The organism is Variovorax humicola (assembly GCF_037889915.1).
Classification (GTDB): domain Bacteria; phylum Pseudomonadota; class Gammaproteobacteria; order Burkholderiales; family Burkholderiaceae_C; genus Variovorax; species Variovorax humicola.
In genome coordinates, this window is sequence record NZ_JBBKZV010000005.1 from 283,370 (window position 1) to 303,573 (window position 20,204).

Genomic DNA, 20,204 nt, shown 5'->3' on the forward strand with positions numbered 1-20,204 from the left:
GAGACGCATCAACGGAGCACCGCCAGTGGCCATCAACTTCAACCTGAACGACCTGCAAGCCTTCCGTGCCGTGGCCGAACTCAACAGCTTCCGCAAGGCGGCCGAGGCGCTGCATGTGTCACAACCTGCCTTCAGCCGGCGCATTGAAAAACTGGAGGAGGCGCTGGGCGTTCGACTGCTGGAGCGCACCACGCGGCGCGTGAGCCTGACCTCGGTGGGTCGCGAATTCGACCGCAAGGTGCAGCAGCTGCTCGACGACCTCGACCAGACCCTGCTCGGCATCCGTGGCGTCGCGGGGACGCGCATGGGCGAAGTCAGCATCGCCTGCGTGCCGTCGACCGTGTACTACTATCTGTCGCAGGTGATCTCGCGCTACCACGAGCGCTATCCGAAGATCCGGGTCAAGGTGCTCGACGCCGGCGCCAACGACGTCTTGTCTGCCGTATCGAATGGCGATGCCGACTTCGGCCTCAACTTCGTCGGCAGCCAGGAGACCGACATCGACTTCACGCCGCTGCTGGAAGAGCGCTTTGTCGCGGCCTGCCGGCGCGACCACCCGCTGGCGAAGAAGCGTCGCGTCACATGGACCGAACTGGCCGCGTACGACTACATCTCGGTGAGCAAGGTGTCAGGCAATCGCCTGCTGTTGGACCAGGCGCTGTCGAACGTGCCGGGTCGGCCGCAGGCCATCTATGAGACGCAGCACGTCACGACGATGCTGGGGCTGGTGGAGGCGGGGCTGGGCGTGGCTGCGGTGCCATCGATGGCCATGCCCGCGGCAGATCACCCGTTGCTGGTGAGCGTGCCGCTGATCGAACCGCTCATCACGCGCAAGATCGGGCTGATCAGGCGCAAGGGCCGCTCGCTGTCGCCGGCGGCGCAGCAGCTTTACGGATTCTTCCTGGAGATGAAAGCAAAGCGCGGCAAGCCGGCCAGGGGCCGCGCCGCCGCGCAGAATCATGCCGCTGCAAATCAGTGAGCCATGCCGTGCCCCCCGACCGCCGCGGGCTGCCCGTCCCCAACCTCGAGTTCATGCTCGGTATTGGCGTAGTTGGTCGACAGTTCGCGCGTCAGCACTTCATGGTCGCAGGCGTTCTCCCACTTCGACACGACGATGCAGGCGACCGCGTTGCTGATCGTGCTGGTCAGGGCCCGGGCTTCCGACATGAAGCGGTCGACACCGACGATCAGCGCCACACCGGCCACGGGCAGTTCCGGCATCACCGTGAGCGTGGCGACCAGGGCGACGAAGCCGCTGCCCGTGACGCCTGCCGCGCCCTTCGACGTGAGCAACATGATGCCGAGCATTGCCGCGATCTGGCCCCAGGACAGATGGATGTCGCAGGCCTGTGCAATGAACATCGAGGCCAGCGTGAGATAGATCGCGGTGCCGTCGAGGTTGAACGAATAGCCGGTCGGCAGCACCAGGCCCACGACGCCCTTCTTGCAACCCAGCCGCTCCAGCTTCAACAGGAGGCGCGGCAGCACCGGCTCGCTCGATGAAGTGCCCAGCACCACGAGCAGTTCTTCGCGGATGTAGCGCAACAACTGCCAGAGCTTGAACCCGTGCAGGCGGGCCAGCACGCCGAGCACCACGACCACGAAGAAGATGCAGGCCACATAGAACGTACCGATCAACAGGCCGAGCGAGCCGATCGACTTGATGCCGTAGCGGCCTACCGTGAAGGCCATCGCGCCGAACGCACCGATGGGCGCGAGCCGCATGATGATGCTGAAGGCCGCGAACAGCATGTGCGAGAAGCCGTCGATGCCGTCCAGCACCGGCTTGGCCGCCGCGCCGATGCGTGTCAGGCCGAAGCCGCACAACACAGCCAACAGCAGCACCGGCAACACCTCGCCTTCGGCGAACGCGCCGAAGAAGGCGTTGGGGATGATGTGCAGCATGAAGTCGGTGAAGCCATGGATATGGATCTGCTTTGCAAAACTCGTCGCGACGGAGGCATCGAGGTTCTTCGGATCGATGTGCATGCCGGCACCCGGTTGCAGCACGAACACCGCGACGAGCCCGGTGATCAACGCGACGATCGTGAGCGCGTAGAACAGGCCCATTGCCTTCAACAGCGTCTTGCCGATCTCCTTCGAGTCGCCGAGCGAGGTGATGCCCGTCACGATGGTGCAGAACACGACCGGTGCGATCATCATCTTGACCAGCTTGACGAAGCCATCGCCCAGCGGCTTGAGTGCGGCACCGAACTCCGGCCAGTAGTGGCCCACCGTGATGCCGAGGACCAGGCCGATCAGGACCTGGACGTAGAGGAGCTTCAAGAGCTTCTTGATGTTCATGGTGTTGTCTCCTGTTTGGGCGGGTCAGGCGCGCGCGGCAAGCACCCGGTCAACCATCACGCCGGCCTGGCCGAGGTTGTTGGCCGGGTCGCACATGGCATCGAGCTGCGCGCGGGTGACGTGCTTGTTGATCTCCGGGTGCGCGGCGAGGATCTCGATCAGCGGCCGGTTCTCGGTAATCGACTGGCGGCACAGGTCGTAGACCAGGTCGTGCGCGTACTCGCGGCCGATGTACGGGCCGAGGCCCATCATCACGGCCTCCGACATGACCAGGCCATTGGTGATGTCGATGTTGGCGCGCATTCGCGTCGCATCGACTTCGAGGCCCTTGAGCACGAACTTGGTCTGCTTCAACGCGCCCGACATCAGGCAGAAGATCTCCGGCAGCGACACCCATTCGATTTCCCACGGGCCGGTGGAGCGCTCATGGTCCGCCACCATTGCGTCCATCAGCGCAGCGGCATGCTGGCGCGCCACCGAAACATTGGCATGGATGTACAGGCACGAGATCGGATTGCGCTTCTGCGGCATGGTCGACGACGAACCGCGGCCGGGCGCGAAGGGCTCGAACACCTCGGCCACTTCCGTCTGCATCATCAGCTTGACGTCCATTGCGATCTTGCCGAGTGAGCCGCCGACCAGGCCGAGGAAGGCACCGACTTCGGCGATGGTGTCGCGCACCGTGTGCCAGGAGATCAGCGGCTGGGCCAGGCCGAGTTCCTTCATCAAGCCGGCTTGCGTTTCCATTGCGCCCTTCTCGAGCGAGGACAGCGTGCCCGACGCGCCGCCGAACTCGCCCATCAAGACGCGCGGCTTGAGTTGCTGCAAGCGCTCCCGATGACGGTCGATGCCCGCGAGGATGCTGGCCATCTTGTAGCCGAAGGTGATCGGGGTGGCCTGCTGCAGGTTGGAGCGGCCGATGATCGGTGTATCGCGGTATTTCTTCGCGAGCGAGGCCAGCGCGTCGCCAATCTCGTCCAGGTCCTGCTCGACCAGCGCCAGGCCCTCGCGCATCTGCAGTACGGCGGCGGTGTCGGTGATGTCCTGCGTGGTCGCGCCCCAGTGGCAGAACTCGCCGAGCTTGTCGCGGCAGTTGGCGTTGATCTGGTTGACCACCGCAATGATCGGATAGCCGATCTGCTCGGTCTTGGCCTTGAGCTTGACCCAGTCGATCTGCGACAGCTCGCAGTTCTTGACGATCTCGTCGGCCGCTTCCGTCGGGATGATGCCGAGGTCGCCTTGCACCTTGGCAAGTGCGCGTTCGATGTCGAGGTACTTGGCGGTGCGGTTCTCGTCGGACCAGACGTCGCGCATGCGCACATCGCTGAACATGTCGCCGAAGATGCGGGAGTCGATGATGGTGGAGGCCATGGTGGGTTGTCTCTTTCTGCTCTGGAAGTTTGGAAAATGGGATCAGTCGCGGGCCATCGCCAGCGTGCGTTGCGCCTGCAGCACGACGGGGCGGTCGACCATGCGGCCGTCCAGGCGTGCGGCGCCGGGGGATGCAGCATCGGCGACCAGTACGCGGCGCGCCCAGTCGAGCGCTTTTGCGTCGGGGCGCAGGGCGGTGTGGATCGGCTGCACCTGCTTTGGATGGATGCACAGCTTGGCGCCGAAGCCAAAGCGACGTGCCTCGATCAAGTCGGCCAGCAAGCGCGCCTCGTCGTCGAGTTGCGGCGTGACGCCTGCGACCGGTGCAGGCAAGCCTGCGACACGCGAGGCGATCGCGATGCGGCTTGCGGCGTAAGCCAGCCCGGATGCGTCGGTGCCGATGTCCATGTCGAGGTCGAGCGCAAAGTCGAGTGTTCCGAACACCAGGCGCGATGCGCCGGCAGATGCCACGCTATCGACTTGCGCGACGCCGCGGGCGCTTTCGATGAGCGCGAGCACGGTGGCGCCGGGTAGCGCAGTTTGCGTTGCGGCGATCTGGTCGGCCGACTCGGCCTTGGGCAGAAGCACTGAGGGCACTCCTGCGTCGCGCATCGCGGAGAGATCGTCGCCAAACCACGTCGATCCGGCATCGTTGATGCGCACCACGATGCGCGAGCGGGCTTCGGTGGAGGCGCTCGCAAACCAAGTCCCGATCGCGCTGCGGGCCGTTGCCTTGTCGTCCGCGGCCACGGCGTCCTCGAGGTCCAGGACGACCATGTCGGCGCCACTCGCCAGTGCTTTTCCAAAGCGTTCGGGCCGCGTGCCGGGCACGAAAAGGTAGGTGCGTGCCGGTGTCGGGGCATCGGATTTCATGGCTCGCACCTCAGACGGCTTTGGACGCATGCAGCGCGGCAATCTGGCCCGCGCTGTAGCCCAGCTCGGCCAGGATCGCATCGGTGTGCTCGCCCAGCGCGGGGACCGGGTCCATGCGCGGGCCGGTATCCCAGGTGCCGGGCGGCAGCATCGCAGGCACAGGGCCTTTCGCGGTGCCGACCTCGGTCCATCGACCGCGCGCCTCCAATTGCGGATGCGCCCAGACGCCTGCCATCGTGTTGACCTGCGCATTGGCGATCTGCGCATGCTCCAGCCGCTCGACCACCTGCGCGCCGGTCAGCGGCTTGAAGGCGTCCACGATGATCTGGCGCAATGCGACGCGCTCGGCCGCGCGCTTGAAGTTGGCAGTGAAGCGCGGGTCTTTTGCGAGGTCGGGCTGCTGCAGCACCTTGTCGCAGAAACTGACCCATTCACGCTCGTTCTGCAGGCCCAGCATCACCGTGGTGCCGTCGCCTGCCGGGAACGGGCCATACGGGTAGATGGTCGCGTGGCTGGCGCCAGTGCGCGGTGGCGGTGCTGCTCCTTCGAAGGCGTAGTAAAGCGGGTAGCTGGTCCATTCAGCCAGCGACTCGAGCATCGAGATGTCGATGCGCTGGCCCCTCCCGGTCTGGCCGCGCTGCAGCAGTGCGGCCAGGATGCTGCTGTACGCGTACATGCCGGCGGCGATGTCGGCAATCGACGGGCCGGCCTTGCAAGGCTCGTCCGGCGTGCCCGTCACCGAGACGAAACCGGCTTCGCTCTGGATCAGCAGGTCATAAGCTTTCTTGTCACGGTACGGGCCGGGGTTGTCCTCGTCGTCGCCATAGCCGGAGATGTCGCAAACGATCAGGCCGGGCTTGGCCGCCGAGAGCTTCTTGTAGCCTAGCCCGAGGCGCGTTGCCGCGCCGGGCGCGAGGTTCTGGACGACGACGTCGGCCTTCTCCATGACCAGGCGTTCGAGCACCTGGGCCGCCTCGGGGTGCTTCACGTCCAGCGTGAGGCTTTCCTTGGATCGGTTGGTCCAGACGAAGTGAGAGGCGAGGCCGCGCACGCGCTCGTCGTAGCCACGGGCGAAGTCGCCAGAGCCGGGGCGCTCGATCTTGATGACGCGGGCGCCGAGGTCGGCCAATTGCCGGGTGGCAAAAGGCGCGGCGATGGCGTGCTCGAGCGTGACGACAGTAGTGCCCTTGAGTGGCTGCATGTGCTTGTCTCTCTGGATGTTTGGGTGAATCAGCGCAGGACCGCGGTCGCGTCCATCGTCAGCCAGCCCTCGTGGTCGGAGGCCCAGAGCCGGATCGTCTTGCCGTCGGCCTGCGGCTGCCCGCTGACGTGGAAAGCATTCAGGTCGAAGGTCGGTCGAACGGCCTTGAAGCGGAAGCTCGCGACTTCGGCGTCGGGCAACTTGCGGCGCAACAGGTCCATCAGGAGCGTGGCGATCAGCGGGCCGTGCACGATCAGGCCGGGATAGCCCTCGACCTGCGTGACGTACTGGCGGTCGTAGTGGATGCGGTGACCGTTGAAAGTGAGTGCCGAATAGCGAAACAGCAGCACGTCGTCCGGCACGATCTCGCGACGCCATGCGGCTTCGGCCGGTGCAGCCTGGGGCGGCGGTGCAACGTCGTTCGGCCCCTGCGCTTCGCGGTAGACGATGTCGTGGAACTCGACCAGCGCCGGCTCGGCGGCCTCGTTGCAACGCACCTCGTGGCGTACCTTCACGAACACCAGCTTGCCGGTGCGACCTTCCTTGGTGGTGACATCGTCGATCGTCGAGGTGCGGGCGACGCGGTCACCCACGCGGATCGGCGAACGGAACTCGAACTGGCTGCCGGCCCACATGCGTCGCGGCAGCGGCACCGGCGGCAGGAAGCCGCCGCGCTTGGCGTGGCCATCGGCACCGATCTCGCTTTGCCGATGCATCGGCAAGAAATAGAGCCAGTGCCACAGGGGCGGAAGTACGGTGCCGGCCGCGACCGGGCTCGCGGGATGGTCAAGCGTCGCGGTGAGTGCGACCACGGGGGTGGGGTTGACGGCGTCTTGAACCGTCTCGCTGCGTCCAATCCAGGATTGCAACTCTTCTTGCCGGGCTTCCACTATTTGTCTCCTTCGTTGACTGCACCGAATGGCAGCAGTACTTGCGGATGGAGTTTGCGGCGCATCGGAGATGAAGTGAATTGCATTATTTAGACGTATTGATGCATCCACTGCAATAAGCAGGAGAACCTCTGTTGCCATCGGGCTTGATGGCAACGGACCTGACCCGCCGCCCGGCAAGAACGCTCTATGTGCCGATCGCTGAAATCGGACCGGCACTATTTCTCGGGTTGCCTGCGTATCGTGAGGGGCATAACTTTTTTCGCATGCCTAGTCCTGGCAAACGGTATTTCACAAGTTGCCGCGCTGCCCCAATACTCGTGCCACACCAGAACATCGCCAGGAGACAACATGACTCTCAACCGCCGCCAGTTCACGGCTTGCCTTGGCGCATCCGCGATCGCCGGGTTGCCCGGCATTTCCTTCGCGCAGAACAAGACGCTGCGCGTGCTCGTGGGCTACGCGGCCGGCGGGGCCGCAGACACCGTGGCGCGCGCCGTGTCTGAAGGCCTTCGCGAAAGCGGCTACACCGCCATCGTCGACAACAAGGTCGGCGCGGCCGGCCGACTTGCGACCGAAGCGCTACTGACCCTGCCGCCCGACGGCAACACGCTGCTGATGACGCCGCTGGGCAACCTGACGCTCTATCCCCACATCTTCAAGGCCCTGCGTTATGACCCGCTGAAGGACTTTGCCGCGGTCGGAACGGCCAGCAGCATGAGCTTTGCACTCGCAGTCGGCGCCGACAGCCCGGTCAAGACACTGCAAGAGTTCTTGGCACTGGCTGCCAAGGACCCCAAGTTCGCGGCGTACGGCACGCCCGGCGCGGGCACGGCCATGCACTTCCTCGGCGCCATGCTGGGCAAGGACGCGAAGCTGAATCTCACGCACGTCGCCTACAAGGGTGGCTCGGCGGCGCTCACGGACGTGATCGGCGGGAGCCTCCCCTGCGTCATCACGACAACGCCGAATCTCTTGCAGATGCACCGTGCCGGCAAGATCCGGATCCTCGCGATCTCGGAAGCGACCCCCAACGCGGCCTTGCCCGGCGTGCCTACGTTCAAGTCTGCCGGCTTCCCCGACCTGGTCATCACCGAGTCTTTTGCCTTCTTCGCGCGCACGGGGACGCCGCCTGCGACGCTCGCGCAACTCGGCCAGGCGGTGGCATCTGCGGTCAAGGCGCCTGCGGTCACCGCCCTGCTGAAGAAGGCCGAATACGAACCGCTCACGATGACGCCCGAAGCGCTCGACAAGCAGGTGCGCGCCGACTACGCGAGTTGGGGCCGCATCGCCAAGGCCGTCGGCTACACGCCGGAAGACTGATCCATCTGTTCGCTCATCCACACACCAGGAGTTGCTGTGCCACGTCGCAACGTTGTCATCATCATGTCGGACGAACATGATCCGCGGATCATGGGATGCGCCGGTCATCCAGTCGCAAAGACGCCCCACCTCGATGCCCTCGCGGCACGCGGTGTGCGATTCACCAATGCCTACACGCCCAGCCCGATCTGCGTGCCGGCGCGCGCCGCCTTCGCCACTGGCATGCGCGTGCACCAGACCCGTCACTGGGACAACGCCATGCCCTACGCCGGCGACCCGCGCGGCTGGGGTCACGTGCTCCAGCGACAACATATTCGCGTGGAGAGCATCGGCAAGCTGCACTACCGCGCGGAAGAAGATCCCGCCGGATTCGACAAGGAGCACATCCCGATGCACGTGGTCGGCGGCCACGGCATGGTCTGGGCGTCGATTCGCGACCCCTACGTTTCCACGCCATCCGACAAGCGCATGCTGGGCGACCGGGTCGGTGCGGGCGAATCGGCCTATACCTCGTACGACCGCTCGGTCACCTCGCGTGCGGTGGAGTGGCTGCGCGATGCGGCGCAGCGTGACGACGAACCCTTCGTGCTCTATATCGGCCTGGTCGCGCCACACTTCCCGTTGATCGCGCCGGAGGAATTCTTCTCGCTCTATCCGCTCGAAGGCTTGCCCACGCCCAAGCTGCATCCATCCGAGGGTTACCAGCGGCACCCATGGGTGCAAGCGTATGCCGACTTCATGAAGAATGAAGAGCAGTTCAAGTCGCCGCAGGAAAGGCTCGAAGCCTTCGCCGCGTACTACGGCCTGTGCAGCTTCCTCGACCACAACGTCGGCGCCGTCGTCGACGCGCTTGCGCAAGCCGGCCTGCGGGACGACACCACGGTCATCTACACCTCCGACCATGGCGACAACCTCGGCACGCGAGGGCTGTGGGGCAAGTCGACGCTGTACCAGGAAAGCGTGGGCATTCCGATGATCGTGAGTGGCCCGGGCGTGGCGCCGGGCGTCTGCGAAACGCCAGTCGACCTGCTGGACCTGTTTCCGACGATCCTGGAAGGCGTCGGCCTCGATCCCGCGCCCGAGATGGGCAGCCGCCCCGGCCGATCGCTCTTCACGCTCGCTGCCGCACCGGCAGACCCTGAGCGAGTGGTGTTCAGCGAGTATCACGCGGCGGGCAGCAACACGGCCGGCTTCATGGTGCGCAAGGGTCGATGGAAGTTTCACTACTACGTCCGCCACCGACCCGAACTGTTCGATCTGGATGCAGACCCCGAGGAACTTCGCGACCTGGCTGGCGATCCTGCTTTCGCCCACGTCGTGAAGGACATGGAAGCGGAGTTGCGGCGCATCTGCGATCCGGAATCGATCGACGCGCTCGCCAAGTCGGACCAGCACGCCATGATCGAAAGGCTCGGCGGCGTGGACATCGCCTCAACAATGGGCGCGGGCGGCGCAACGCCGGTGCCGAAGAATGCACTAGCGGACGAGACCGCGACACACGCCTGAGTGAAGGGTGCGCCAAGGCCAGCTACTGGCTCTTGCATTAGAGTGGGCGCCGTGACACCGCGGCAGCTCAAATACTTCGTGGAGATTGCCCGCACCGGCAGCATCACCACCGCAGCCAGCACCCTGCACATCGCGCAGCCGGCGCTGAGCCATCACATCTCGGCCATGGAAGAGGAACTGGGAGTCGCGCTGCTCGAACGCCATGCCCGCGGCGTCAAGCTCACTGCTGAAGGGCAGCGTCTGCTCGAACGTGCCGTCTCGATATTGCGGCAGCTCGACCGGCTCAATGACGATGTGCGCGATGCAACGACGCAGGCGCGTGGCAAGGTCAGCCTCTGCCTCGTCGGCTCGGTCGCGCAAGTGCTGACGGTGCCTCTTTATCGCCTGCTGGCCGAGCGCGCGCCCGAGGTTCGCCTCCAGATCAGCACCGGCATGTCGCGCGAGGCCCGCGCGCTGGTCGAAGCACGCCGCGTCGACCTGGCGCTGCTGCCAGTCGCCTACGAGCTCACCCGCCTGGAATCGATCCCCGCCTTCGAAGAGCGCTTCTGTCTGTTCGGGCTGGATCTTCTGTTCGAAGGCGAAACCGGCCCGATCCGCTTCGCCGGCATCGGGGATCGTCCGCTGGTCGCGCCCGACCGCGACCATGACCTGCGCAAGCTGATCGAGCGCACCGCCCTGGCACACAACTGTGCGCTCAACGTCCAGTACGAACTCAACAACCCGGAGCTCTACCGCCGGGTGGTGCAAGAAGGCCTGGCCTTCGCGATCATGCCGCGCAACGCCTTCTCCGATGCGGAGACTTTCGGCGTGGTGGCGCGTGACATCGTCGAGCCTAGCATCGAGCGCACCCAGTCGGTCGTGTGGATGGTCGACCATCCGCTCACGCCAGCCGGCGAAGCGGTCCGCATCGCGCTACTCGATGTGATCGCGTCATTGATCGCCGACGGCACCCTGAAGGCCCGCCAGCTCCCATAAGCTTTACCTCATGGGAGGCGCGCGCAAACGGTATTTCACGCCGCGCGCCCTGGCCCCTAGAGTGCGGAAAGCAACCGGAGACAAATGCATGGTCGAAATCGAAGCCCCCGCCCTCGTGAGCGATGAACTGCGCGATGCGCTGATGTCCGTGCTGGGCAAGTCCGGCGTCGTGTCGGACCCAGCCGTGGTCGCTGCCCAGTCCGGCGACTGGAGTGAAGCCACGAAGGTAGCCCCCGCCTGGGTCCTGTTTCCGCGGACGCCGCAGCAAGTCGCCGATGTGCTCGCGTTGTGCTCGCATCACCACCAGAAGATCGTCATCCAAGGGGGACTGACAGGCCTGGCCGGCGGCGCGACGCCAACCCATGGGGAAGTGGCGCTGTCACTGGCCAAGCTCAACCAGATCGAGGACATCGATACCGTCGGCGGTACGGCGACCGTACAGGCCGGCGTCATCCTCGAGGAACTGCAGACGCGCGTCGAAGCACAAGACTGGTACTTTCCGCTTGACCTCGGCGCGCGCGGCTCCTGCCAGGTCGGCGGCAATGCGGCGACGAATGCCGGCGGCAACCGCGTGATCCGGTACGGCACCATGCGCGAGCTGGTGCAGGGCATCGAGGTTGCGCTGCCCAGCGGCAAGCTGCTGACCATGATGAACCGCGTGACCAAGAACACCACGGGCATCGATTTGAAGCACCTGTTCATCGGCGCCGAAGGCACCCTGGGCGTGATCACCCGGCTGGTGCTCAAGCTTTCGCCGAAGCCAACGGCGGCCAACACCGCACTGTGCGCCTTGCCCTCCTTCGAGGCAGCAACTCGCCTCGTGCGGGACATGCGGCGCGCCCTGCCTGGCCTTTCTGCGTTCGAGGTCATGTGGGCCGACTTCATGGAAGCCGCGCAGGAGATCGGCAACTTGCGGCCCGCCTTTGCCACTGGCTCACCCGTGTACGCGCTGGTCGAAACGCTGGGCGCACACCAGGAAGATGACCGCGAGCAACTGGAGCGCTTCCTTGGTGAAGCGCTGGAAGCCGGGACCGTGTGCGATGTCATCGTCGCTCAGTCGCTGGAGGATTCACGCAGCCTCTGGTCTTACCGCGAAACGATCGGCGAAATGCTGGGCCAGCTCAGGCCGCACGCGGCGTTCGACGTGGGTGTGCCGATGGCGGCGATGGCATCGTTCGTTGAGTCGGTCCGTGCATCTCTGAGAGCCCGGTTTCCAGATCAACGGCATCTCTTTTTCGGGCATATCGGCGACGGGAATCTGCACGTGCTGTCCGGCCCGCATGTGTCGGCCGACTCGCTTCACATGGTCGAGCAAGTGGTCTACGAGGCCGTCAGGAAGGTCGGCGGCTCGATCTCTGCCGAGCACGGCATTGGCGTGATCAAAAGAGAATTCCTGCACCTCTCGCGTGGCGCCGGCGAAATCGAATTGATGCGCGGCCTGAAGGCCATGCTGGACCCCGTCGGAATACTGAATGCGGCAAGAGTCTTCGCGTAGGGAGCCTAAGCCGGCAAAGTCAGGATTGGTGGCGCCGGCCTTTGGCTATGAGTACAACCTGTCAAAGCGAACCGCGATCTACGCAACGGCGGCATACATTCGCGTGAAGGATGGGCAAAACAACCCTGCCATCATGGGCGCTGCCATCGGGGGAACCGCCGGCTATCTCTCCACCGGCAACGGCGTTTCTGGCTATGCGCCAAGCAGTTCTAAAGGGTACGACTTCGGCACCAGGCACATGTTCTAGCGCCGAGGCGAGGATAGTTTTTCGCGAGGTTGCGGTGACAGCAAAGCGGGCGCGACCGGTCGCAGCGCGCTGGCGCGCGACTGACTGACTGGTCATGGCCGGTGGACTAAACCGCTCGCACCGCTCGCGGTAGCCCGCCGCTGAGCCCGCGGCGGATGGCAAACATTGCGCCCCTGTCTATGTTGCGGAGCGAGGCAATTGGCCTCGTTCTTCGACAGGAGCACGATCATGACCCCAGCGACACCAGCGGTCTCTGCGTTGCGCCAACGCATGCTTGACGACATGCGCTTGCGCAAGCTCGAACCCAAGACTCAATCCACCTACATTCGCGCAGTACGGCATCTCGCCGGCTTTTTGCAGCGCTCTCCCGACACTGCAACCGTGGAGGATCTGCGGCGCTTCCAGTTGCACATGGTCAATCAGGGTGTCTCGCCGATCACGCTCAATGCAACCATCACCGGCTTGAAGTTCTTCTTTGACGTCACACTCGGGCGTGGCGAGCTGATGGCCGGGATGAGCCCCGTTCGTGTGCCCCAGACGCTGCCGGTGGTGCTCAGCCGCGAGGAGGTCGCACGCCTGATCGCTGCGGCGTCCAACCTGAAGTACCAGACGGCACTGTCCATTGCCTACGGCACAGGACTTCGGGTCGGCGAGATCGTCGCGCTGAAGGTCGGTGACATCGACAGCCAGCGCATGACTCTGCGCGTCGAGCAGGGCAAGGGCCACAAAGACCGCTACGCCATGCTCTCGCCAGTCCTGCTGGAGCTGCTGCGCGCCTGGTGGCGACTGGCCCATGCACAGGGCAAGATGCTGCCGGGCGGTTGGCTGTTCCCGGGGATGAACCCGGTCGATCCGTTGACTCCGCGCCAGCTCAACCGCGCCGTTCATGACGCTGCCGACGCGGCCAAGATCGACAAGCGCGTCACCATGCACACGCTTCGCCACTGCTTCGCCACCCACCTGCTGGAGCAGAAGGTGGACATCCGCGTGATCCAGGTCTTGCTTGGGCACAAGCGGCTCGATACGACATCGATCTACGCGCACGTGGCCACCGAGATCCTGCACGAAGTGGTCAGCCCGCTGGAGAACTTGCAACCTGCGTAGGTCATCTCTGTGGCGCATTGCGCCCTGGAAGTCGCCGACATTTTCCGCACCCACGGCCCCGATTGGCGCAAGGCTCAGCGTGGGCACTTGAGCCTGGGCCAGCTCAAGGTCATGTCGGCCATTGAACAGTGCCGCAGCGCGGCGCTGGGAGGTCACGTGTTGCGTTGCGAGGGCTGCGGACACGACCAGATCGCCTACAACTCGTGTCGCAATCGACATTGCACGAAGTGCCAGGCCAGTGCGGCCCAACGTTGGCTTGAGGCACGCCAAGCCGATCTGCTGCCGGTGGACTACTACCACGTCGTCTTCACCTTGCCAGCGCCGATCAGCGCCATCGCGTACTACAACAAGGCTGCGATCTACGGCCTGTTGTTCGACGTGGCCGCCGAGACCATGATGACCATCGCGGCCGATCCGAAGCACCTGGGCGCAAGGATCGGCGCAACCCTGGTGCTGCACACGTGGGGGTCGGCCCTGACGCACCACCCCCATGTGCATGGCATCGTGCCGGGCGGAGGCTTGTCGCCGGACGGCGAACGCTGGATCGCATGCAAGCCCGGGTTCTTCCTGTCCGTGCGCGTGCTGTCGCGCCTGTTCCGGCGCCGCTTCCTTGAAGCGCTTGAACAGGCGCATCGCGCCGGCCTCCTACAGTTCTTCGGTGCGTTCACGGCACTTGCCGACTGGCATGCCTTCGCCGACTGGCTCGCGCCGCTGCGCAAGTGCGAATGGGTCGTCTATGCCAAGCGTCCGTTCGCCGGCCCCCAAGCGGTGCTGGCTTATCTGTCGCGCTACACCCACCGGGTTGCCATCTCCAACAGTCGGCTTGTCGCGATGGACGAGCGTGGCGTCACCTTCAGATGGAAAGACTATCGCGCCAAGGGCCGAACTCGCCACAAGACGATGACGCTCGACGCCGACGAGTTCATGCGCCGCTTCCTGCTGCATGTCTTGCCGGGAGGCTTCCATCGCATCCGCCACTACGGGCTCTTGGCCAACGGCGCTCGCAAGGTCAGCTTGGTACGCATTCGCGAACTCCTGCTGCAAGAAGCCGATGCCACTGCTCAAGCCTCGGACGCCGATCGCGAGCCAGGTCCCGCGCAACCGACCTTCCTCTGCCCGCACTGCGGTGGCCCGATGATCATCCTGCAGACCTTCGCTCGCGGGCAATCCATCCGCGCACCGCCTCAGCAGCCTCGGGCACCATGAGTACTGATCTTCATCAGCGTCCAAACCAAGCTTCGCCTCTCCATCTTCCAGGGTCGATGTGGGGTGGTCTCGCCTTCGCGCCTCACGAAGCCCTTGCCGTCGGCCATGCCACCGGGCGACTCAACGCTCCGGCTTCGATCCGCTGTACCTCATCGACGCCATCGGCCGAATTCTTGGGCGCATCGCCAGCACCTGCTCGATCCACGCATCCCGAATCCCCATAGCTTCGTAGCCTTCTCAGGCGTCAGAGGTGCATTCCGCGGTTTCCTCCCTCGAGGCTTGCCCAACACCTGCCCTCAGGCCGCAGCCGTGCTTGGCGCTGCGCTTCGCAAGGGCAGGTATCGGGCAACCCTTAACATGTACGGTAGTAGCCAGTTAGTCACCCTACGACTGCTTTCGCAGCGAGTACTGGAGTTTGAAGGAGCCAGGCGAGGCCGAGACAAAGCCTTCAGGCATACCGCAGGAGGCCGCTCAGCGAGTCGGCGGTTCGCGTACCTTCTCACGGGCCGCAAACCCACAGGTCGACCGAACTCCAGGCGCTCTTGGAGTGGCGTCATACCGGGCTGCCTCGGAGATACCATCCGCGCGCTCCGAAGCTCAGGCTCGCACATGAATCATGGAGCGCGAGCGGGTCGAGAAATGCTGTCTCCTTGGCGGCGCGGGCGCGGGCACTGTCGGTTTCGCACCGACAAAAGGGTCAGATTGTTTGCTACTTGCACCCTGCAGACGAGGGCGATATTTTTCGCGCGCCAAGTTTCCAAAGGAGATCTCATGTCCGTTGAATTCTTGCGACAGATCGCTGCCTCGCCCCTGCCCAAGTCGTACGCCGCACCGAAGGATATCGACGCCGTCAGGATCCTGCGGCAGGCGGGCCTGGTGATTGCATCGGTGGACGAGCCGCCACTGGCGGCTGCCAGAGTCTTGGCCATCACGGAAAAGGGGAGGATCGAACTTCTTCGATTTCACTACCCGGAGGCGCGCCCGAATCAAGGTCCCGCCAAGGCCAGCTGGTTGCAAATCGCAGCCCAACGTGCCCGCGAAGCAATCACGACATCGCACCGACGCGACCCTACGCCCTGAGCGACTGGGGCAGCGCCGCGGAATCCGTTGTCCGCTCCCCCAGACGTTCTGGAAACCCGCGCTCGCAAAGATCGGGCAGCCCATTCGTGGTGGCCGCTCAAATTTGCATGCGCTCGAAAGCAACATGTCGAAGGAAACTGCCGCGGGTCTACGTCGATCAGGGGCCGTCGCCCATGACGGCCGCGGTCCGCCGCAGCCCAATACCGTAGCCACTATCTCAATTTCGCGTGCGACATTGTCGCAAGGGCGCAGACTTGGCCGAATCCCCCGCAATGGTCACAAAGTAACGTCAATGCAAGGGTCACGGATTCAGGTTCTGGCAAAGGAGATGGAAATGTCGCGCCTTGCAATGGCAGGTCCGCAACGGATGTAGTATCGGTAGCGCTCCGGGGTGCACGCGACAGTGCTGAGATTCAAACCCGTGAACTTGAACCGGTTCATACCGGCGGAAGAAGAGCTTTCACTTTTGCCATCGGCGCATCTTGCCGAAGTCGAAGTGGCCTTCGGAGCAACTGTTTCACGCTCACGAAGAAGTCCTCATGAACCAGACCCCTGCAGATCGGCCCGCGGCCACTAGTCCAGCCGCCGAAGTGCTCGCCTTCATTGCACAGGACGGGTGCACCGACGACGAGTTCGATCGACTGGCGTTGCGTCTGTTCTCCCTCCAGTACGACAGCAATCAGGCGTATCGACGCTTCTGCCAGCGGCGCGGCGCAACCCTGCGCAATGTCAAGTGCTGGAGCGACATCCCGGCAGTACCGATTGACGCCTTCAAGGAGCTGGACCTGCGGTGCCAGCCGCCGGCCCCAACGGACCGGGTCTTCATGACCAGCGGCACGACCCGCAGCGAGGTCAAGGGCCGTCACTATCACCCGACGCTGGCGGTCTACGACCGGTCGATGATCAGCAACTTCTCGCGCCGGTTCATGCGCGGCAGCGGCAGGATGCGCATGTGCATCCTGTTCCCGACGGAGACCATGATGCCCAATTCCTCGCTGGCTCACTACCTTGCGCTTGCGCGCAGTGAATTCGGCACCGAGGAGAGCCGATACTTTTTCGGCCCGAGCGGGCTGGATATCGACGGGCTGTGCAATGCGCTGACACAAGCCGAGCGCAGCGGCTTGCCCTGCGCGCTGCTGGGCGCGAGCTACAGCCTGGTGCACCTGATGGACGAGCTTGGGCCGCATGGGAAATCGTTTCACCTGCCGGCGGGCAGTCGCGTCCTCGACACCGGTGGCTACAAGGGGCAGTCGCGCGAACTGCCACTCGACGCCTTCTATGCGCAGCTGTCCGCGCTGCTCGGCATCGAACGATCGCAGTGCATCAACATGTACGGCATGACCGAGCTGAGCACGCAGTTCTACGACGCGGGCAATGCCTCGGTGCCGTCGGTGAAGTCGGGGCCGCACTGGATCCGCTCACGGCTGGTCGACCCACTGACGGGCCGCGAAGTCGCGCGTGGCGAACGTGGCATCCTGGTCCATTGCGACCTCGCAAACTTCAACTCGGTCACCACCATCCTGACGGAGGACGTGGGTCAGGCAGTCGACGGCGGGTTCCTTCTGCTCGGTCGCGCCGAGGGCGCGCACGCCAAGGGCTGCTCGTTGGCGGTGGAGGAATTCATCCGGGCAGCTACGGCATGACGACGCTGCAAGCGGTTGCCGGGTACTTGCCGGGCTTGGCGCCGGCCGAAGTGCAATGGCACCCGCTGATCTTCGAGTCGGGGGCCACGCGGGTCGAAGTCGCCGCGCCCGTGTTGAGCCCGACACAGATGGCGGCACTCGCCTTGCGGGTCAAGCAGGCGAGCCGTCTGCATCTGAAGACGATGACCGTGTCGCAGATCGTGGCCGTGGTGGATCGCGCGATGGCCCGCCTGCTGGACCCGGCCGATTGCTACCGCATCCAGGCCGACCAGTTGCTGCCGATCATCAGCGGGTACGACGCGAATATGGTTCGCCTGGGCCTCACGGCTTTCTTCAAGACCTTTCGCGCGCCGCAACTGCACCGCTTCGTCGCGGAAGACTTCGCCAACCCCAAGTTGCTGGACGAATTCCAGCCACGACCCAAAGGGGGCGCCGCCAGGGCGTTCGGGCCGGACCTGCTGGTTCATAGCTGGGCCGGAAATGTTCCAGCACTGCCGCTGTGGAGTCTGGTCTGCGGATTGCTGGTGAAAGCGGGCAACATCGGCAAGGTGCCGAGCGCGGAACCGTTGTTCGCGGGCTTGTTCGCGCGGCTGCTGGTCGAGGTCCACCCGCCGCTGGCCGATTGCCTGGCCGTGGTGTGGTGGAAAGGCGGCGGGGATGAACAGGCGTCGGCCCTTTACGCCGAAGCCGATACGGTGCTCGCCTACGGGGCCAACGATTCGCTCGAAGGGATCCGCCACCGGCTGCCGGTCACGACGCGCTTCCTGCCATACGGCCACAAGATCGGCTTCGGCCTGGTCAGCGCCGCAGCCCTGGACACCCTGCGTGGGCCGGCGACGGCACGCCTGGCCGCTTGGGACGCGACGCGCTACGACCAGCAAGGCTGCTATTCGCCCCATGTCTTCTACGTGGAACGCGGTGGCAAGGTCTCGCCGCGAGAATTCGCGCAGTACCTCGCCAGCGAGCTCGCCAACCTGCAGCTCCGCTTCCCGCGTCGCGCCCTTGCGCTGGAGGATTCGGCCGCCGTCGCCGGATGGCGCCAAGCCATCGAGCTGCAGTCGATGTCGGCAGGCGTCGCGTCGGCGGCCGCGCTGATCGGCGAGCCCGATGAAACCTGGGGTGTCGCCTACGCGGACGTAGCGCAGGCCTTGGCACCCACAGCGCTGAACCGGAGCATCCAGGTGGTCGCGGTCGACTCGCTGGAACAGGTGATCGCGCAAGTGACAGTGCACCAACCCTTCCTCCAGACGGCGGGCGTCGCCGCAGCACCGGCAGAACTGTTCCGGCTGGCGGAACTGCTGGGTGCCGCCGGCGTGACCCGCATCTGCGCCATCGGCTCGATGACGTCGCCGGAGGCGGGCTGGCATCACGACGGCCGCTTCAACCTGCTGGACCTGGTGCGGATGGTCGAAATCGAGCAGACGGCCGAACTGGCCGCCGACAAACTCGCGCCGTACGCGGACTAAGGACTGGTCGTGAGCTTCCTCGACATCGACAAGGTGAGCTTCATCTACCCTGGCTGGCCGCCGGTGGTTCGTGACGTCGACTGGACCATCGAGGAAGGCGAGTTCCATTGCCTGGTGGGGCGCAGCGGCTGCGGCAAGACGACCTTGCTCAAGCTCGCGGCAGGCCTGCTGCATCCGCACACGGGCAGCATCCGTTTGCAGGGCAGGGAGGTGGTCGCGCCCGGCCCGCAACTGGGCTTCGTGTTCCAGTCGCCGACGCTGCTCGAGTGGCATCGTGTGATCGACAACGTGCTGCTGCCGGTCTCGCTGCAACACAAGCCACGCGCACAGGAGATCGAGAAGGCGCAGCAGCTGCTGGCGCTGCTCGGCCTTTCGGCCCATGCGCAACACTACCCCCGGCAGTTGTCCGGCGGCCAGCAAAGTCGGGTCGCCCTGGCGCGCGCACTGATCCTGGAGCCGGCGTTGCTGCTGCTGGACGAACCTTTTGCCGCGCTGGACGCAATCACTCGCGGCGACCTGCAGGACGACCTGCTGCACATGTGCCGCCTTCGCCGCACCACCGTGCTGTTCGTGACGCACGACATCGCCGAGGCGGTGTACCTCGGCGACCGGGTCGCGGTGATGGAAAGCGGCCGGATCGTGCGGGACATCCGCGTCGAGGTCAGCAGACCGCGCGCGCCGGCGATGCGGTACGGCGCAACCTTCAACCTGCATTGCGCGCAAGTGCGCGATGCGATGGACGTTGCGACGGCATGAAGCTGAGCCTTGCACGCACGCAGCTCGGCTCCTGGGTGCTCCTGCTCGCACTGCTGGCGGGATGGGAGCTGGCATCGCGCGCCTCCGGCGTTTCGGCTCTGGTTCTGCCGGCGCCTTCGGCGGTGATGAAGTCGCTCTGGATGGGCCTGTCTTCCGGCTATCTCTGGCCCCACATCCGCACGACAGCGCTCGAACTCGTGTTTGGGCTGTTCTTGGGCTGCCTGATCGGTTTCGTCAGCGGGGTGGCGATGGCCGAGTGGGCGTTGCTGCAGCGCGTGCTCAAGCCCTACATCGTGGTGAGCCAGGTCATCCCCAAACTGGCGCTGGCACCGCTGTTCATCGTTTGGTTCGGCTTTGGCATGACGTCGACCGTGGTGATCACGGCGCTGATCTGCTTCTTCCCCTTGATGGAAAACACCATGACCGGCCTGCAGCAGGTGGACCCGCAACGTCTGGAGCTGTTCCGGATGCTGGGCGCCACGCGGCGTCAGACCCTGCTGCGCCTGAAGCTGCCTTCCGGCCTGCCCGGCATCCTGGCGGGCCTGCGGGTGGCGGTGGTACTCGCGCTGGTCGGGGCGGTCGTCGGCGAGTTCATCGGCGCCAGCCAGGGGCTCGGTGCGCTGATCATCGCCTCCCAGGGAATGATGGACACGCCGCTGATGTTCGCGGTGCTGGTCGTCATCGCCGCGCTCGGCCTCCTGCTCTACCAAATCACGCTCGCGGTCGAGAAACGGCTGCTGCTGCCCTACACCCGAACCTCATGA

General features: G+C 64.9%; 18 protein-coding genes and 1 riboswitch. Of the genes, 13 read left to right on the forward strand and 5 right to left on the reverse strand.

The annotated features are described in order from the left end of the window. Positions 1-25 precede the first annotated feature (25 nt). Positions 26-979, forward strand: a complete 954-nt coding sequence (locus WKW80_RS11845; protein ID WP_340363753.1) for a LysR family transcriptional regulator — start codon at positions 26-28, stop codon at positions 977-979. Here the strand turns inward: WKW80_RS11845 and dctA are convergent. Genes dctA through WKW80_RS11870 form a run of 5 tightly spaced genes read right to left on the reverse strand, consistent with a single transcriptional unit; the run spans position 973 to position 6,639 of the window. Next, positions 973-2,304 carry a C4-dicarboxylate transporter DctA gene (gene dctA, locus WKW80_RS11850; protein ID WP_340363754.1) on the reverse strand — a complete coding sequence of 444 codons (1,332 nt, stop codon included), beginning with the start codon at positions 2,302-2,304 and terminating at the stop codon, positions 973-975. The two genes, WKW80_RS11845 and dctA, sit on opposite strands and share 7 nt — an antisense overlap. 24 nt (positions 2,305-2,328) lie before the next feature. Next, positions 2,329-3,675, reverse strand: a complete 1,347-nt coding sequence (locus tag WKW80_RS11855; protein ID WP_340363755.1) for a class-II fumarase/aspartase family protein — start codon at positions 3,673-3,675, stop codon at positions 2,329-2,331. A 42-nt stretch (positions 3,676-3,717) separates the two neighbouring features. Continuing rightward, a complete protein-coding gene (locus WKW80_RS11860; protein ID WP_340363756.1) occupies positions 3,718-4,548 on the reverse strand; it encodes an HpcH/HpaI aldolase/citrate lyase family protein in 831 nt (276 codons plus the stop codon). A 10-nt stretch (positions 4,549-4,558) separates the two neighbouring features. Further along, positions 4,559-5,749, reverse strand: a complete 1,191-nt coding sequence (locus tag WKW80_RS11865) for a CaiB/BaiF CoA transferase family protein (protein ID WP_340363757.1) — start codon at positions 5,747-5,749, stop codon at positions 4,559-4,561. A gap of 29 nt (positions 5,750-5,778) precedes the next feature. Beyond that, the gene (locus tag WKW80_RS11870; protein WP_340363758.1) at positions 5,779-6,639 is read right to left on the reverse strand and encodes an HTD2 family dehydratase; all 861 of its coding nucleotides are present in this window, start codon (positions 6,637-6,639) and stop codon (positions 5,779-5,781) included. Positions 6,640-6,990: 351 nt separating this feature from the next. Between WKW80_RS11870 and WKW80_RS11875 the strand changes: the two genes are divergently transcribed. The 12 genes from WKW80_RS11875 (at position 6,991) to WKW80_RS11930 (ending at position 20,204) form a co-directional block, all read left to right on the forward strand. After that, entirely contained in the window at positions 6,991-7,962 is a 972-nt protein-coding gene (locus WKW80_RS11875; protein WP_340363759.1) for a tripartite tricarboxylate transporter substrate-binding protein, read from the forward strand. Between the two features lie 36 nt (positions 7,963-7,998). Continuing rightward, positions 7,999-9,468, forward strand: coding sequence for a sulfatase family protein (locus WKW80_RS11880; RefSeq protein ID WP_340363760.1), 1,470 nt, complete (start codon positions 7,999-8,001; stop codon positions 9,466-9,468). A 51-nt stretch (positions 9,469-9,519) separates the two neighbouring features. Then, the gene (locus tag WKW80_RS11885; RefSeq protein WP_340363761.1) at positions 9,520-10,443 is read left to right on the forward strand and encodes a LysR family transcriptional regulator; all 924 of its coding nucleotides are present in this window, start codon (positions 9,520-9,522) and stop codon (positions 10,441-10,443) included. An 88-nt stretch (positions 10,444-10,531) separates the two neighbouring features. After that, the gene (locus WKW80_RS11890) at positions 10,532-11,938 is read left to right on the forward strand and encodes an FAD-binding oxidoreductase (protein WP_340363762.1); all 1,407 of its coding nucleotides are present in this window, start codon (positions 10,532-10,534) and stop codon (positions 11,936-11,938) included. Next, complete coding sequence (locus WKW80_RS11895) at positions 11,916-12,185, forward strand: hypothetical protein (RefSeq protein WP_340363763.1); 270 nt, start codon at positions 11,916-11,918, stop codon at positions 12,183-12,185. Before WKW80_RS11890 ends, WKW80_RS11895 begins: the two co-directional genes overlap by 23 nt. A 228-nt stretch (positions 12,186-12,413) precedes the next feature. Beyond that, complete coding sequence (locus WKW80_RS11900) at positions 12,414-13,289, forward strand: tyrosine-type recombinase/integrase (protein WP_340363764.1); 876 nt, start codon at positions 12,414-12,416, stop codon at positions 13,287-13,289. A gap of 9 nt (positions 13,290-13,298) precedes the next feature. Then, entirely contained in the window at positions 13,299-14,495 is a 1,197-nt protein-coding gene (locus WKW80_RS11905; protein ID WP_422822891.1) for an IS91 family transposase, read from the forward strand. A gap of 771 nt (positions 14,496-15,266) precedes the next feature. Then, positions 15,267-15,575, forward strand: coding sequence for a hypothetical protein (locus WKW80_RS11910; protein WP_340363765.1), 309 nt, complete (start codon positions 15,267-15,269; stop codon positions 15,573-15,575). A gap of 377 nt (positions 15,576-15,952) precedes the next feature. Next, positions 15,953-16,046: riboswitch (TPP riboswitch) on the forward strand. A gap of 68 nt (positions 16,047-16,114) precedes the next feature. Continuing rightward, positions 16,115-17,218, forward strand: coding sequence for a LuxE/PaaK family acyltransferase (locus WKW80_RS11915; protein ID WP_340363766.1), 1,104 nt, complete (start codon positions 16,115-16,117; stop codon positions 17,216-17,218). Next, on the forward strand, positions 17,215-18,684 hold the full coding sequence (locus tag WKW80_RS11920; protein WP_340363767.1) for an acyl-CoA reductase: 1,470 nt from the start codon (positions 17,215-17,217) through the stop codon (positions 18,682-18,684). Before WKW80_RS11915 ends, WKW80_RS11920 begins: the two co-directional genes overlap by 4 nt. Before the next feature lie 9 nt (positions 18,685-18,693). Beyond that, entirely contained in the window at positions 18,694-19,440 is a 747-nt protein-coding gene (locus WKW80_RS11925; protein ID WP_340363768.1) for an ABC transporter ATP-binding protein, read from the forward strand. Further along, positions 19,437-20,204 carry an ABC transporter permease gene (locus tag WKW80_RS11930; RefSeq protein ID WP_340363769.1) on the forward strand — a complete coding sequence of 256 codons (768 nt, stop codon included), beginning with the start codon at positions 19,437-19,439 and terminating at the stop codon, positions 20,202-20,204. Before WKW80_RS11925 ends, WKW80_RS11930 begins: the two co-directional genes overlap by 4 nt.

Coding starts and splice junctions, on each gene's coding strand:
- dctA (WP_340363754.1), bottom strand. CDS start 2,304: ATGAACATCAAGAAGCTCTTGAAGCTCCTCTACGTCCAGGTCCTGATC.
- WKW80_RS11855 (WP_340363755.1), bottom strand. CDS start 3,675: ATGGCCTCCACCATCATCGACTCCCGCATCTTCGGCGACATGTTCAGC.
- WKW80_RS11860 (WP_340363756.1), bottom strand. CDS start 4,548: ATGAAATCCGATGCCCCGACACCGGCACGCACCTACCTTTTCGTGCCC.
- WKW80_RS11865 (WP_340363757.1), bottom strand. CDS start 5,749: ATGCAGCCACTCAAGGGCACTACTGTCGTCACGCTCGAGCACGCCATC.
- WKW80_RS11875 (WP_340363759.1), top strand. CDS start 6,991: ATGACTCTCAACCGCCGCCAGTTCACGGCTTGCCTTGGCGCATCCGCG.
- WKW80_RS11890 (WP_340363762.1), top strand. CDS start 10,532: ATGGTCGAAATCGAAGCCCCCGCCCTCGTGAGCGATGAACTGCGCGAT.
- WKW80_RS11895 (WP_340363763.1), top strand. CDS start 11,916: ATGCGGCAAGAGTCTTCGCGTAGGGAGCCTAAGCCGGCAAAGTCAGGA.
- WKW80_RS11900 (WP_340363764.1), top strand. CDS start 12,414: ATGACCCCAGCGACACCAGCGGTCTCTGCGTTGCGCCAACGCATGCTT.
- WKW80_RS11910 (WP_340363765.1), top strand. CDS start 15,267: ATGTCCGTTGAATTCTTGCGACAGATCGCTGCCTCGCCCCTGCCCAAG.
- WKW80_RS11915 (WP_340363766.1), top strand. CDS start 16,115: ATGAACCAGACCCCTGCAGATCGGCCCGCGGCCACTAGTCCAGCCGCC.
- WKW80_RS11920 (WP_340363767.1), top strand. CDS start 17,215: ATGACGACGCTGCAAGCGGTTGCCGGGTACTTGCCGGGCTTGGCGCCG.
- WKW80_RS11930 (WP_340363769.1), top strand. CDS start 19,437: ATGAAGCTGAGCCTTGCACGCACGCAGCTCGGCTCCTGGGTGCTCCTG.